Below are 13,759 nucleotides of genomic sequence, written 5' to 3'. Positions count from 1 at the left end.
CTGGAGACCAGGCGCGCCGGCGCCGTTTCGGCGACCACCTGCGCGGCGTCGGCGCGCCGCCCCGTCACTCTCCGTTTCACCGGCGGCCTGCCGGGTAGCCGGTAGGTCGTCTCGCCGGCGGCTCGGTACCCACCCCCTTCGGTAACCCGCGCGGCGAAGGGGTGTGAGGAGGGGGCCGTGTACGAGATCCACGGGAGGTGCGAGCCCCGCTACGGCCCGGTGCGCGAGGCGTTCGCCCGCAACTTCGACCAGGGCAGGGAGCTGGGCGCCTCCCTGGCCGTCTACCAGCGCGGCCGGCCGGTCGTCGAGCTGTGGGGCGGGTGGGCGGGCGAGGGGGTCGCGTGGCGGTGCGACACGATCGCGCTGCTGGCCTCGGCCACCAAGGGGCTGGTCGCCGCCGCCGCGATGGTGCTGGTCGATCGCGGGCTGCTCGACCTGGACGCGCCGATCGCCGGCTACTGGCCGGAGTTCGCCGCCGCGGGGAAGGCGGACATCCCGCTGCGGTGGGTGCTGGGGCACCGGTCGGGCGTGGTGGCCGTCGATCCGCCGCTCACCCTGGTGGACATCGAGCAGGGCACGGCCGTGAGCCGGGCGCTGGCCGCCGCCAGGCCGGCGTGGCGGCCGGGGCAGGCGCACGGCTACCACTGCCTGACCATGGGCTGGCTGGTGGGCGAGGTCGTGCGCCGGGTCACGGGCATGTCGGTGCGGCGCTTCTTCGCCACCGAGATCGCCGCGCCGCTCGGCCTCGACCTGCACATCGGCCTGCCCGGCGGCGCGGAGCGCAAGGTGGCCGACCTGGTGCCGCCCACGGTGGAGCAGTTGCTCAAGGGCCGCGACGACCCGCGCCTGACGGGCCTGAACCGCGCCATCTGCGACCCCCGCTCCCTGTTCCACCGCTCCACGTTCGGCAGCGTCAGCCTGCTGGGCGACCCGTTCTCGGCGGCGGCCATCCCGCAGGCCGAGATCCCCTCGTTCGGCGGCGCGGGCAACGCGGCCGGGCTCGCCCGCCTGTACGCGGCGCTCATCGGCGAGGTGGACGGCATCCGGCTGCTGCGCCCGGAGACGGCCGACCGGGCCAGGACCGTCGAGGCCAGCGGCATGGACCTGGTCCTGCGCTGCCACACCTCGTACGGCCGCGGCTTCCTGCTCCCCGGCGGTCCGATGTGGCCGGGCGACTGCTCCCCCACGGCGTTCGGCCACCCCGGCGTCACGGGCGTGTTCGCCTACGCCGACCCGGACAACGAGCTGGGCTTCGCGTACGTGCCCAACCGGATGACCGAGCTGATCGAGGGCTGCGACGACCGGGTCAGGCCCCTCATCGAGACCGTCCACCGCTGCGCCGCGTGAACGAGCCGCCCGAACCAGCCGCCCGAACGAGCCGCCCGAACGAGCCGCCCTGAGCCGGCCGGACCGGCCGCCCGGACGGGCCCGCTCGCTCAGAGGTAGGGGCCGCTGCCCCCGGGCGGCGGGGCCGGATGGGGCCGGACGCCGGGCGGCAGGTCCGGCCGGGCCGCCTGCTGGAGGGTCAGCCCGACCCTGATGCCCTGAAAGACCCCTTCCAGCCAGCCGACGAGCTGGCTCTGCAGGATCCTCAGCTCGGCCTGGCTGAGGTCCTCCGACGGATGCGGGAGCAGCCGCTGCAACTCCTCGCGCAGTTCGGGCGCCACCGAGGCGCCGATCTCCTCGACCGCCCGCGTGTGGATGAGCTGGAGCTGGTCGCGGGCGTGCTCGTCCAGCGACAACCCGCGGGCCTCGTCGAGCAGCGAGCGCGCCATGGTGCTCACGCGCAGCAGGCGCGCGGGCTCCCTGACCCGTCCGATCTCGGCCTCCACCGTCGTCTCCGGCGGCTCGGACGGTACGGGACCGCCGGGCCTGTCAGGCTGGTGCGGACCGGGTACTGAAGTCATGTCGCCGTCCTGTCGGTCGTGGTCGCTCGAAAGCGCCGTCATCACGGCCCCTGCCCACGTATCCGCTGCTCACGCCAGAAACGAGATCTTCGCCGGAGGCCCCGGTCACCCCAGGGGCAGCTCGTCCAGGAGGGCGCCGGCCACCTCGCGCGCCGGCCCCTCGTACGCGCGGGCCAGGGTGCGGAAGACCCGCTCGGCCCGGATGGCGGGCCAGTCGCGCGGCAGGTGCTCGGCGGGCAGGTGCGGGTCCTGGCGGACGAGGTGCAGCCAGTCGGTGTGCAGGAGGAGCTGGCGGGCCAGGTCGTCGGGCAGCGCGGCCTGCGGGGCGGGGGTGTCCCAGCGGTCGAGGAAGGCGCGGTGGCGGGCGGCGATGCGCTCGATGTCGAACGCCCGGCGCACGAGGTCGGCCGGCCCGGTCGGCCCGGCCGCGCGGGCGGTCAGCACGGTGACGTGGTCGCCCAGGCCCAGGTCGGCGACGATGGGGCCGACGTCCTTGACGCCGGGGGCGATCCACAGGCCGCTCTGCAGCAGCCCGAAGCCGGCCCAGCCGAGCCGGGAGCGCAGGTCGTGGCGGAGGTCGCGGCGGCTGTCGGGCAGGGAGAAGCCCACGAGCGTCCAGACGCCGTCCCGGTCGCGGTTGACCGCGCCGGTCTCCCAGACCCGCCGCCGGCCGTCCTCCAGCACGTCGGTGGCGCGCGCGGTGAGCCCGAAATACGTCCTGCGCCCCGTACGGTGCCGCGCCAGCAGCCCCCGCCTGGCCATCCGGGTGAGCGTCGAGCGCACCGCCTCCTCCGTCACGCCCAGCCGGGCGAACACGTCGATGACGCTGCCGGCCGAGACGGCGACGTCGCGGCCCAGGACGTGGATGCCGAGGAAGCTGAGCATCAGCGACTGGGGGCGCGGGGACGGGAGCTGCCCGGGGCGGTCGCCCTCGCCCGGCGGTCCTCCGGCCGGGAAAGTCACAGCCCGAGGGTAGACGGACGGGCCATCTTGGGCAAAACTTTGCCGCGAGTCGCATTTTTGCCCCACATTTCCTCCGTGAGGTGACGCCCATGAAGGTGTCCGGCAACGCAGGCATCGCGCGGCAGGCCCCGCCCTCGTGAACGCCGCCACGAAACCCCGGCGAGCGAAGGGCCCGGCCGCCGTGAACCCCGCCGAACGGAAGGCCCGGACGTCGTGAACCCCGCCGAACGGAAGGCCCGGACGTCGTGAACCCCGCCATGAACCCCGCCATGGACCTCGCCGAGCTGACGGCCATCGACGTGCACACCCACGCCGAGATCTCCAGGGACGGGCACACCTCGCTCAGCCCGGAGCTGTTCGGCGCCTCGGCCGGCTACTTCGGCTCCCACGAGCGGCCCTCCATCGACCGGATGGCCGCCTACTACCGGGAGCGGAGGATGGCCGCCGTGGTGTTCACCGTGGACGCCGAGCACGCCACCGGCCATCCGCGCATCTCCAACGAGGAGGTCGCCGAGTCCTGCGCCGCCCATCCCGACGTGCTGATCCCGTTCGGCAGCGTGGACCCGCACAAGGGCCGGGCGGGCGCGCGGGAGGCCCGCCGCCTGGTCACCGAGCACGGGGTGCGGGGCTTCAAGTTCCACCCCAGCCTCCAGGGCTTCGACCCGGACGACCGGATGGCCTACCCGCTGTACGAGGTGATCGAGGAGCTGGGCGCGATCGCGTTGTTCCACACCGGGCAGACCGGCATCGGCGCGGGGGTGCCCGGCGGGGCCGGGATCAGGCTCAGGCACTCCAACCCGATGCTGGTGGACGACGTCGCCGCCGACTTCCCGCACCTGAAGATCATCCTGGCGCATCCGTCGTTCCCCTGGCAGGACGAGGCGCTGGCGGTGGCCACGCACAAGCCGTCGGTGCACATCGACCTGTCCGGCTGGTCGCCGAAGTACTTCCCGCCGCAGCTCGTCCGGTACGCCAACAGCCTGCTGCAGGACAAGGTGCTGTTCGGCTCCGACTATCCCGTGATCACCCCGGACCGGTGGCTGGCCGACTTCGCCGCCCTCGACATCAAGCCCGAGGTCCGCCCCAAGATCCTCAAGGACAACGCCGCCCGCCTGCTCGGACTGAAGGAGACCGCGCCATGACCACCACCGTGAACGGCCTGACGGAGCTGAAGGCCCTGGCCGGCCGCGACCTGGGCCACAGCTCCTGGCTGGAGATCACCCAGGACCGGGTGAACACCTTCGCCGACGCCACCAACGACCACCAGTGGATCCACACGGACGCCGAACGCGCGAAGGACGGCCCGTTCGGCGGCACGATCGCGCACGGCTACCTCACGCTCTCCCTGGTCATCCCGCTGTTCACGGAGCTGCTGCAGGTCCGTGGCGTCACGATGGGCCTCAACTACGGCCTGGACAGGGTGCGCTTCCCCGCCCCGGTCAAGGTGGGCGCCCGGATCAGGCTGGCCGGCACGGTCGTCTCGGTGGAGGACGTGCCGGGCGGCGGCGTGCAGACGGTCATGGACTTCACCGTCGAGATCGACGGCTCCCCCAAACCCGCCTGCGCCGCCCGCGCCATCTACCGCCACTACGCCTGACCCCCGCCAGCCTCCCCGGTCCGGGGGCCGGGAGGCGAGGGATGGTCGAGGGGGCGTCCTACGATGTGATCGTGACTGCGACTCCTCGACGCGCCCCCCGTCCCGCCGCTCGCGGCGGTGCCCGGGGCGGTGCCGCGCCCAGCATCCGGGACGTCGCCGCGGCCGCCGGGGTGTCATACCAGACCGTCTCGCGCGTGCTCAACGAGTCGCCCCGGGTGCGGCCCGAGACGCGGACGGCGGTGCTGGAGGCGATCGAGCGGCTCGGGTTCCGGCCCAGCCGGGCGGCGCGCGCCCTGAGCCTGGGGCGCGCCCGCGGCATCACCGCCGTCACCTCCAACACCGTCCTGTACGGCTACGCCGCCACCCTCCAGGGCCTGGAGGAGGCCGCCAGGGCCGAGGGCATGGCGATGGGGATCAGGGTCGTGGAGTCGGCCGAGCCCGCCGAGGTGAAGCAGACCGTCGACTACGTCAGCGACGCCAGCGCGGGCGGGGTGGTGGTGATCGCGTTCGACCCCCTGGGCGTGGCGGTGCTGGAGGCGCTGCCCGAGCACGTGCCCGCCGTCGCCGCCGCCGAGCCGGCCGCGCCCGACCGGGGCCGGGTCGCCATCGCCCTCGACGAGCGCCGCGCCGCCGCCGACGCCACCCGCCACCTGCTGGAGCTCGGCCACCGCACCGTCCACCACGTGGCCATCCCGTCCGAGGGCGGAGCCCCGTCCGGCCGGCCGGTGGACGACGGCGCGCCCGGCGGGCGGCTGGCGGGGTGGCGTGATGCGTTGCGGGCGGCCGGGGCCGAGATTCCCGGGGTACTGGCGTGCGGCTGGGACCTCCGTTCCGCGTACGCCGCCGGGCAGCGGCTGGCCGCCGACCCCGCGGTCACCGCGATCCTGTGCGGCAACGACGACATCGCGCAGGGCGTGCGCCGGGCCTTGTACGACGCGGGCAAGGACGTGCCCGGGCAGGTGAGCATCGTCGGGTTCGACGACATCCCCGGCTCGGCGTACTGGACGCCTGCCCTGACCACCGTGCGGATGGACTTCGCGGGCCTGGGCCGGGCCTGCTTCCACGCGGCGGTGGCCGAGCTGACCGGCGGCGAGCAGCCCGCGCCCGCGCTCACCCCGCCCGCCCTGGTGCTGCGCGAGTCCACCGCGCCACCACCCCGGCCCTGACGCCGGCAGGCAGGCACCGCTCCCCCGCCTCGTCACTGACGCCGGCGGGCGGAACCCCGCTCCCCGCTCGTGTCCGGGCCCGTAACCGGCGTGTAACGATCCCGCATAGGGGGCTTCCCTGGCCGGCGTGTGACCGCTCACACTGAGGCTCACGCATGTGACCGGTCACATGTCCTGCTCACGGAAAGCGAGATCTGATGCCTGCTGACGTCGTCGAGACGTTGCGCTGGGGCCACGCCGCCCTCACCGCCGTCGTGGAGATCCACCCGGATCGCCCGGTGACGCTGCGCGAACTGTCGGCGGGAGAGCCCGCCCGGCCCCCGGCGCACCCGGCGCAACCGCTGGTCGAGGTGCTGGTCGCGGGCGAGGGGCGGGCCAGGGCCTCCCGGCGGCTCTCGGAGACGGCGGTGGGCGCCCGGCTGCGGTACGCGGGCTCCGCGCGCTCGCACGAGAACGGCTGGCACGAGCTGCGCCTGCTCCTGCGGGACGCGGAGTCGGGCCTGGAGGCGGAGCTGGTGCTGCGCTCCCCCGACGGCGTGCCCGCGGTGCGGGCACGGGTCCGGGTGCGCAACACCGGCGGCCGGACGGCGCTGCTGCTGGCCGTCACCTCGTTCGCCGCGGGCCTCCCGGCCGGCGACCTCGACGTGCTGCGCGCCGACAGCGACTGGCTGGGCGAGGGCCGCTGGGCACGGGAGCCGCTGCGCGACCGCGTACCCGACCTGGGCCTGGCGGGGCACGGCCAGCACGGCAAGGGCGTGTACGCGCTGACCAGCTCGGGCACCTGGTCCAGCGGCCGGCACGTGCCGATGGGCGGGGTGACCGACGGGGGCACCGGCCTGACCTGGCTGTGGCAGATCGAGCACAACGGCCCGTGGCGGTGGGAGACGGGCGGCCGCGTGGACGGCGCGTACCTGGCGCTGTCCGGGCCGACGGACGTCGACCACCAGTGGAGCCAGCCGCTCGCGCCCGGCGCGGAGTTCACCACCGTGCCCGTCTCGATCGCCGTGTCGGACGGGGGCGTGGCGGGCGCGGCGGCGGCGCTGACGGCGTACCGGCGGGCGCTGGTGCGCCCGCACCCCGACCGGGAGGCGCTGCCGGTCGTGTTCAACGACTACATGAACACGCTGATGGGCGACCCGACGACGGCCAAGCTGCTGCCCCTGATCGACGCCGCCGCGGAGGCGGGCGCGGAGATCTTCTGCGTGGACGCCGGCTGGTACGACGACGGCGGCGACTGGTGGGACAGCGTCGGCGAGTGGCGGCCCTCCCGGACCCGCTTCCCCCGTGGCCTGGAGGAGGTGCTGGCCCGCATCGCCGGGCACAGCATGACGGCCGGGCTGTGGCTGGAGCCCGAGGTCATCGGCGTGCGCAGCCCGATGGCGGACAAGCTGCCCGACGAGGCGTTCCTGCAGCGCGGCGGCGTGCGGATCGCCGAGCACGGCCGCTACCACCTGGACCTGCGCCATCCGGCGGCCGTCGCGCACCTCGACGAGGTGGTGGACCGGCTGGTGGCGGAGCTGGGCGTGGGCTACTTCAAGCTCGACTACAACATCGACCCCGGCGCGGGCACCGACCGGGAGGCCGCCGCCGGGGCCGGCCTGCTGGCGCACAACCGGGCGCACCTGGCCTGGCTGGAGGGCGTCCTGGACCGGCACCCCGGCCTGGTGCTGGAGAACTGCGCCTCCGGGGCGATGCGCATGGACTACGCGCTGCTCTCGCGCCTGCAGCTCCAGTCCACCAGTGACCAGCAGGACTTCCTGCGCTACCCGCCGATCGCGGTGTCCGCGCCGCTGGCGGTGCTGCCCGAACAGGCCGCCAACTGGGCCTACCCGCAGCCCGGCATGAGCGACGAGGAGATCGCCTTCACGATGTGCACCGGCCTGCTGGGCCGCCTGTACCTGTCGGGCAACCTGCACCGCATGACCGCCGCGCAGCGGGCCCTGGTCAGGGACGGCGTGCTGCTCCACCGGGCCCTGCGCGGGGACCTGCGGCGCGCCGTGCCGTGCTGGCCGCTGGGCCTGCCCGGCTGGGACGACCCGTGGCTCGCCCTCGGCCTGCGCGCCGGCGAGACCACCCATCTGGGCGTCTGGCGCAGGCCGGGCGCCCCGGAGAGCACCGTGCTCGCCCTGCCCCACCTGGCGGGGCGCGAGGTGCGCGCCGAGATCGCCTATCCCGCGGGGGCGGACGGCTGGGCGTGCGCGTGGGACCCGCGCCGCGCCGAGCTGACCGTCACCGTGACCACCCCCGCACCGACCGCCCGCATCCTCCAGATCCGCCCCATCTGAACCCTTTCGGCCCCCGGCCGAACCCGACAAAGGACGCCGAATCGTGAAGATCGCACAGCGTGCCGCCGCCGCGGCGGCCCTCGTCCTGGCCGTGACGGCCTGCAGCGACCCTTCCGCCGGGCCCGCCGCGGCCCCCGCCACCGGCGGCTCGCCCGCCGCCTGGCCCTCCCCCACCGCCCGCCTGGACGGGGTGACGCTCACCATCTGGGCCGCCCAGAACAGCACCACCGTGCCCAAGGCCGTGACCGAGGCGTTCAGCCGGGCGACCGGGGCCAAGGTCGAGATCGTCACCGTCCCCGACCCGTACGAGCAGGGCGTGCAGACCAAGGTGGCCACCGGCGACAAGCCGGACCTGGCCTTCTGGCAGCCGACCGCCTCCATGCTCACCGCGCTCAACGCGCGGGCCAACCTGCAGCCGCTGGACGGCGCGCCCTGGATCTCCAGCCTGTCGCCCGAGCTGCGCGACATCACGGGCCTGCTGGACGGGACCCGCTACGCCGCGCTGATCACCAGCCCGGCCGTCGAGGGCGTCTACTACAACAAGAAGCACGTCGAACAGGTGCCGAAGAACTTCGGCGAGCTGGTCGAGACCGCCCGCGCGCTCAAGGGCGAGGGCGTCACCCCGTTCTTCGAGATGGCCGGCGACAAGTGGGCCACCCAGTGGTGGGTGCAGGTGCAGCTCGCCGACGCCGCCAGGGACGGCCTGTGGGAGCGGGTCAACACCGGCAAGGAGACGTTCGAGGACAAGACGATCCTGGACGCGATCAAGACGTACAAGGGGCTGATCGACGAGGGGCTGTTCAACGCCGACCTCAGGACCGCCACGTTCGAGGACCAGGGCGAGGCGCTGCTGTCGGGCGAGGCGGCCATGGTGATGCAGGTCAACTCGTTCTTCGGCCAGCTCCAGGCCAAGGCCGGCACCGCGGAGCTGGACGAGAGGATCGGCTTCTTCCCGATCTCGCCGACCGGCAACGTGGGCACGTTCATCCCCGACCAGTCCAACGCGCTGGTGGCCTTCCGCACCGGCGACGCCGGGCGGGAGCGGGCGGCGCGGCAGTTGCTGGCGTACTGGATGGGGCCCGGCTACGCGGGCTTCGTGGCCGACCGCAAGACCGTGTCGCTGCGTACGGACGTGCCCACGCCCGACGGGGTGCCGCAGGCGCTGAAGGACGCGCACGCCTCGCTCGGCACGGCCGTCGGCTCCATGCAGGCGCTGGCCGTGGCCAACCCGGACCTGTACCTGAACCTGGCCGACATGATCACCGGCACGCTCACGCCGGAGCAGGTGGCCGCCGCCACGCAGAAGCAGTTCGCCCAGCTCGCCAGGGCCGCCGGCGCGACCGGCTTCTGACCGTGAAGACATCCTGGAGACACCCGTGGAGACGACCGTGAGGACGGCCGGCCGCACCCACCCCATGTGGTTCCTCGTCCCGGCGTTCGCGATCCTGTTCGTCTTCTTCTTCCTGCCGACCCTGTTCAACTTCGTCTACGCCTTCACGGACTGGTCCAGCTTCAAGAGCGAGATCCGCTACACCGGGTTCGGCAACTTCGCCGCCCTGCTGTCGGACGGCACGCTCTTCGCCGCGCTGCGCGTCACCGTGGTCTACGCCGTGCTGGTGGCGCTGTTCCAGAACCTGTTCGGCTTCGGCCTGGCCGTGCTGCTGGAGCAGGACACCTGGCTCAACCGGGCGGCCCGCCTGGCCTTCCTGGTGCCGGTGCTGATGTCGGCGCTGGCCGTCGGCTACGTCTTCCAGGCCCTGCTCAAGCCGGACGGCAGCCTCAACGGCCTGCTCTCGGCGCTGACCGGGCAGCAGGTGGAGATCGCCTGGCTGGGCAGCACGACGTGGACGCTGGTCCTGGCCGCGGTCATCCACGCCTGGAAGTGGATGGGCCTGTCAATGCTCATCTACCTGGCCGGGCTGAAGACGATCCCGGAGGACGTGACCGAGGCCGCCCGCATCGACGGGGCCACGCCCTGGCAGGCGTTCTGGTGGGTGCGCTTCCCGCTGCTCGCCCCGGCCGTCACCTTCAACGTGGCCACCGCGCTGCTCGGCTCGATGAACGGCTTCGACATCGTCCAGGCGCTCACCGGCGGCGGCCCGGCCCGCAGCACCGAGATCCTGAACATCTTCATCTACCGCACCTTCGGGCAGGGGCTGTTCGCCCAGGCGACGACCATGAGCCTGGTGCTGTTCCTGGTGGTCGCGCTGCTGGCCTTCCCCGTCATCAGGGTGCTGCGCAAGAGGGAGGACATCCTGTGACCGTCCCCGTCTTCGGGTCCGCCGCCCGCCACACCCGCCCGCCGGTCGTGCGGGGACTGGCGGCGCGGCTGCGTCCCTTCGCCGTGGTCGCGCTCGTCGTGCCCGTGATGGGGGTGCCGCTGTGGCTGGTGGTCGCCACCGCCGGCAAGTCGCAGGGCGAGGCGCTGTCGCCGGACCTGTCGCCGCCGTCGGACTGGCGGTTGTGGGAGAACCTGGTCCAGGTCTGGCAGCAGGGCGAGGTGCCGGCGGCGTTCCTGGGCAGCCTGCTCGTGGTCGCGCCGTCGGTGGCGCTGGTGCTCACGTTCGGCTCGATGGCCTCCTGGATCCTCGCCCGGCGCGCCTCCCGGCTGAACGCCGTGCTGTACGCGCTGGCCATCAGCGGCATCGTGCTGCCGCCCGCCGTCGTCACCATCGTGCTCCTGCTGCGCCAGCTCGGCCTGGCCGGCAGCCCGGTGGGGATGATCGGGGTCTACGTCGGCATCTACCTGTCCACGGTGATCTTCTTCGTCACCGGGTTCGTCCGCACGGTGCCGCTGTCGCTGGAGGAGGCCGCCCGCATGGACGGCGCGGGGCCGGTGCGGGTGTTCTTCTCGGTGATCCTGCCGCTGCTGCGCCCGGTGCTGGCCACCGCGACCATCCTCATCTGCCTGTACGTCTGGAACGACGTCTTCTACGCCTTCTTCGTCATCGGCGGCCGGCTCGACACGCTGCCGCTGAACCTGTTCCAGGTGGCCAACGCCGGGCTCTATCTCGACAACTGGCATCTGATCTTCGCCTACATCGTGCTGATGAGCCTGCCGCTGCTGGTCGTCTTCGCCGTCGCCCAGCGGAAGATCATCTCCGGCATCACCGGCGGCGCCGTCAAGTGAGCGCCGCCGGCGGGCGCCGGGGTCAGGCGAGGGAGACCAGGCCGGCGTACCCGTCGTGCCAGAGGTCCTCGACCCCGTCGGGCAGCAGCAGCACCCGTTCGGGCCGCAGCGCCTCGACGGCCTCGTGGTCGTGGGTGACCATCACGACCGCGCCCTCGTACGCGCTGACGGCCGCCAGCACCTCGGCCTTGGAGGCGGGGTCGAGGTTGTTGGTCGGCTCGTCGAGCAGCAGCACGTTGGCCCGGGAGCTGACCAGCCCGGCCAGCGCCAGCCGGGTCTTCTCGCCGCCCGACAGCACCCCGACGGGCTTGTCCACGTCGTCGCCGCCGAACAGGAACGACCCGAGCACCGATCTGGCCTCGCCGTCGGACAGGTGCGGGGCGGCGGCGGCCAGGTGCCCGCCGACGGTGCCGGCGGGGTCGAGGGTGTCGTGCTCCTGGGCGAAGTAGCCCAGGCGCAGCCCGTGGCCCGGCACGACCCGGCCGGAGTCCGGCCGCTCGTGCCCGGCCAGCAGTTTGAGCAGCGTCGTCTTGCCCGCGCCGTTGAGCCCGAGCACGACGAGCCTGCTGCCCCGGTCGATGGCCAGGTCCACGCCGGACAGGACCGGCAGCGAGCCGTAGGACTTGGTCAGGCTGATCGCGCCGAGCGGGGTCCGGCCGCAGGGCGCGGGCTCGGGCAGCCGGATGCGGGCGACCTTGCCCGCGCGGCGGACGGGCCGGGTCTCGGCGAGCATGCGGTCGGCGCGGCGGGCCATGTCCCTGGCCCTGACGGCCGTGGCCGACCTGGAGCGCATGCGGTCGGCCTGCGCGTGCAGCGCGGCGGCCTTGCGCTCGGCGGCGGCGCGCAGCCGGGTCCGGCGCCGGTCGTCGGCGGCCCGGTCGGCCAGGTACGCGCGCCAGCCGGTGTTGTGCGTCTCCAGCGTGCCGTCCTCGACGTGCCAGACCCGGTTGACCACGTCCGCGAGCAGGCCGGTGTCGTGGGTGATGAGCACCAGCCCGCCGGGGTAGCCGGTCAGGAACGTGCGCAGCCAGGCGATGGAGTCGCCGTCGAGGTGGTTGGTGGGCTCGTCGAGCAGCAGCACGCCCGGCTCGGCGAACAGCACACGGGCCAGCTCGGCCCGGCGCCGCTGCCCCCCGGACAGGGTGCCCAGCGGCTGGTCGAGCGCGCGGTCGGGCAGGCCGAGCCCGGCGGCGACGCGGGCGGCCTCCGCCTCGGCCGCGTAGCCGCCGCGCGCCTGGAACTCGGCCTCGGCCCTGGCGTAACGCGCCATGGCGCGCTCGTCGGCGGACTCGGCCAGCGCCAGCTCGGCGGCGCGCAGCTCGCGCAGGGCCCGGTCGAGGTCGCGGGCGGACAGGACGCGGTCGATGACGGTGCGCTCGGGGTCGGCGGCGGCCGGGTCCTGCGGCAGGTAGCCGACGGGGCCGGTGCGGACGATCTCACCGGCGGCGGGCTGGAGCCGGCCGGCGAGGGTCTTCATGAGGGTGGTCTTGCCGGCGCCGTTGCGGCCGACCAGGCCGACGCGGTCGCCGGGGGCGACGTGAGCGGTGACGCCGGACATCAGGAGGCGGGCGCCGACGCGCACGTCGAGGCCACGGAAGGTAAGCATGGGAATACGCTCCGGAGAAGCTCTAGGGCACAAGGGTGGCGTGGAAGCTGGTGCCCTTGGCTAAGAGGTCCGGATCGTCGACATGCGACCCAGTGTACGAAGTCGTCGCGCCGGCTCGCCAGTCGATTTCGGCGGGCCGGCGCGCGGCGAGGTCAGGACGTCAGTTCCAGATGCCGGGCACGCCGGCGGGCACGTCGTCCTGGACCTCCTTCCTGTCGATCGCGTCGCCGCGCAGCGGCAGGTTCACGGTGACCTCGCGGCCCCAGCCGGCGAAGCGGGTGTCGGACTCGACCCGCACCGTGCTCTTGGAGACGGGCAGCGTGGCCTTGACCGCCACCCGCCTGACCAGGCCCTTGTCCCCGAACCAGAGGGTGTAGGAGATCGTGCCGGTCTTGAAGCGGGTGCCGTAGCGCTCGGCGAACGGCGCGGAGGCGGCGGCCAGCTTGGCCGGCTTGATCGCGCCCTTGAGGATGCCGTCCTTCCAGGACGTGCGGTGGGCGACGAGCGTCTTGAGCGTGGCCGGATCGAGGACCTCGACCATCAGGTTGCTCGGCGGCAGCTTGACGCCGGGGTAGCGCACCCAGCTCGCGCCGTGGGGCATCAGCGTCTCGTCCACCACGGGGCCGGAGACGTAGCTCACGCCGCCGGAGGAGATCAGCCTGACGGGGCCGGCCTGGAGGCCCTCGGTCTCCTTGGGGGCGGCCTTCTTCATCTCGCGCAGCAGCTTCTCGTTGTACTGCACGGTCTGGCCGAGGTCGGAGGCGACGGGGCCGCGGGAGCCGAGCCCGATCGTGCCGTCGATGGCGGAGGTGACGACCCGGCCGCCCGCGTAGGTGACCTTCGCGGTGGCCGTCAGGTTGACGGCCCTGCCGGAGGTTAACTCGGCCTTCAGCGCCTTGACCGGGTCGGTGCTGGATGCGGCTGCCTGCGCGGGGGCTGCGGTGAGCTGCACCATGCCCGCGACCACGGCGACACCGACGATGGTTCGCTTCATGGGGTTTCCTTGGGAACGGTCCGAAAAGACGCGAACAATCTGGTGCATCTAAGATCGCCAGTCAAGCCGGGGACCGGATCGTCCCGGGCCCCGCGCGACCCCCGCCAGGGC

The 13,759-nt window shown here is 73.6% G+C and carries 12 protein-coding genes; 8 read left to right on the top strand and 4 right to left on the bottom strand.

The window, feature by feature from the left end:
* The first annotated feature begins 177 nt into the window (after positions 1-177).
* Complete coding sequence (locus IO39_RS09120; protein ID WP_043619009.1) at positions 178-1,347, top strand: serine hydrolase domain-containing protein; 1,170 nt, start codon at positions 178-180, stop codon at positions 1,345-1,347.
* A gap of 89 nt (positions 1,348-1,436) precedes the next feature.
* Here IO39_RS09120 and IO39_RS09115 read toward each other — a convergent pair whose 3' ends face one another.
* Positions 1,437-1,907 carry a proteasome activator gene (locus IO39_RS09115; RefSeq protein WP_043619376.1) on the bottom strand — a complete coding sequence of 157 codons (471 nt, stop codon included), beginning with the start codon at positions 1,905-1,907 and terminating at the stop codon, positions 1,437-1,439.
* A 105-nt stretch (positions 1,908-2,012) separates the two neighbouring features.
* The gene (locus tag IO39_RS09110; RefSeq protein ID WP_245641875.1) at positions 2,013-2,870 is read right to left on the bottom strand and encodes a PaaX family transcriptional regulator; all 858 of its coding nucleotides are present in this window, start codon (positions 2,868-2,870) and stop codon (positions 2,013-2,015) included.
* Positions 2,871-3,115: 245 nt separating this feature from the next.
* Here IO39_RS09110 and IO39_RS09105 point away from each other — a divergent pair, with 245 nt between their 5' ends.
* The 7 genes from IO39_RS09105 to IO39_RS09075 all read left to right on the top strand — a co-directional run bounded on the left by IO39_RS09105 (position 3,116) and on the right by IO39_RS09075 (position 11,048).
* Complete coding sequence (locus tag IO39_RS09105; RefSeq protein WP_281200062.1) at positions 3,116-4,012, top strand: amidohydrolase family protein; 897 nt, start codon at positions 3,116-3,118, stop codon at positions 4,010-4,012.
* Positions 4,009-4,467 (top strand): MaoC family dehydratase, encoded by a 459-nt coding sequence (locus IO39_RS09100; RefSeq protein WP_043619001.1) that lies wholly within the window; start codon positions 4,009-4,011, stop codon positions 4,465-4,467. The genes IO39_RS09105 and IO39_RS09100 overlap by 4 nt, the downstream gene beginning before the upstream one ends.
* A 71-nt stretch (positions 4,468-4,538) precedes the next feature.
* Positions 4,539-5,633, top strand: a complete 1,095-nt coding sequence (locus IO39_RS09095) for a LacI family DNA-binding transcriptional regulator (RefSeq protein ID WP_211266947.1) — start codon at positions 4,539-4,541, stop codon at positions 5,631-5,633.
* Positions 5,634-5,830: 197 nt separating this feature from the next.
* A complete protein-coding gene (locus IO39_RS09090; RefSeq protein ID WP_043618998.1) occupies positions 5,831-7,918 on the top strand; it encodes an alpha-galactosidase in 2,088 nt (695 codons plus the stop codon).
* A gap of 43 nt (positions 7,919-7,961) precedes the next feature.
* Positions 7,962-9,269 (top strand): ABC transporter substrate-binding protein, encoded by a 1,308-nt coding sequence (locus IO39_RS09085; RefSeq protein WP_043618995.1) that lies wholly within the window; start codon positions 7,962-7,964, stop codon positions 9,267-9,269.
* A gap of 25 nt (positions 9,270-9,294) precedes the next feature.
* On the top strand, positions 9,295-10,179 hold the full coding sequence (locus tag IO39_RS09080; protein WP_211266946.1) for a carbohydrate ABC transporter permease: 885 nt from the start codon (positions 9,295-9,297) through the stop codon (positions 10,177-10,179).
* A complete protein-coding gene (locus tag IO39_RS09075) occupies positions 10,176-11,048 on the top strand; it encodes a carbohydrate ABC transporter permease (protein WP_211266945.1) in 873 nt (290 codons plus the stop codon). Before IO39_RS09080 ends, IO39_RS09075 begins: the two co-directional genes overlap by 4 nt.
* A 22-nt stretch (positions 11,049-11,070) precedes the next feature.
* Here IO39_RS09075 and IO39_RS09070 read toward each other — a convergent pair whose 3' ends face one another.
* A complete protein-coding gene (locus IO39_RS09070) occupies positions 11,071-12,654 on the bottom strand; it encodes an ABC-F family ATP-binding cassette domain-containing protein (RefSeq protein ID WP_043618992.1) in 1,584 nt (527 codons plus the stop codon).
* A 160-nt stretch (positions 12,655-12,814) separates the two neighbouring features.
* Positions 12,815-13,648, bottom strand: coding sequence for a hypothetical protein (locus tag IO39_RS09065; RefSeq protein ID WP_043618989.1), 834 nt, complete (start codon positions 13,646-13,648; stop codon positions 12,815-12,817).
* Between the last annotated feature and the right edge of the window lie 111 nt (positions 13,649-13,759).

Origin of the sequence: Nonomuraea candida (assembly GCF_000725485.1) — a bacterium.
GTDB lineage: Bacteria > Actinomycetota > Actinomycetes > Streptosporangiales > Streptosporangiaceae > Nonomuraea > Nonomuraea candida.
Note: the sequence above shows the minus strand (reverse complement) of the source record. Positions and strands in the feature narration are given on the sequence as shown.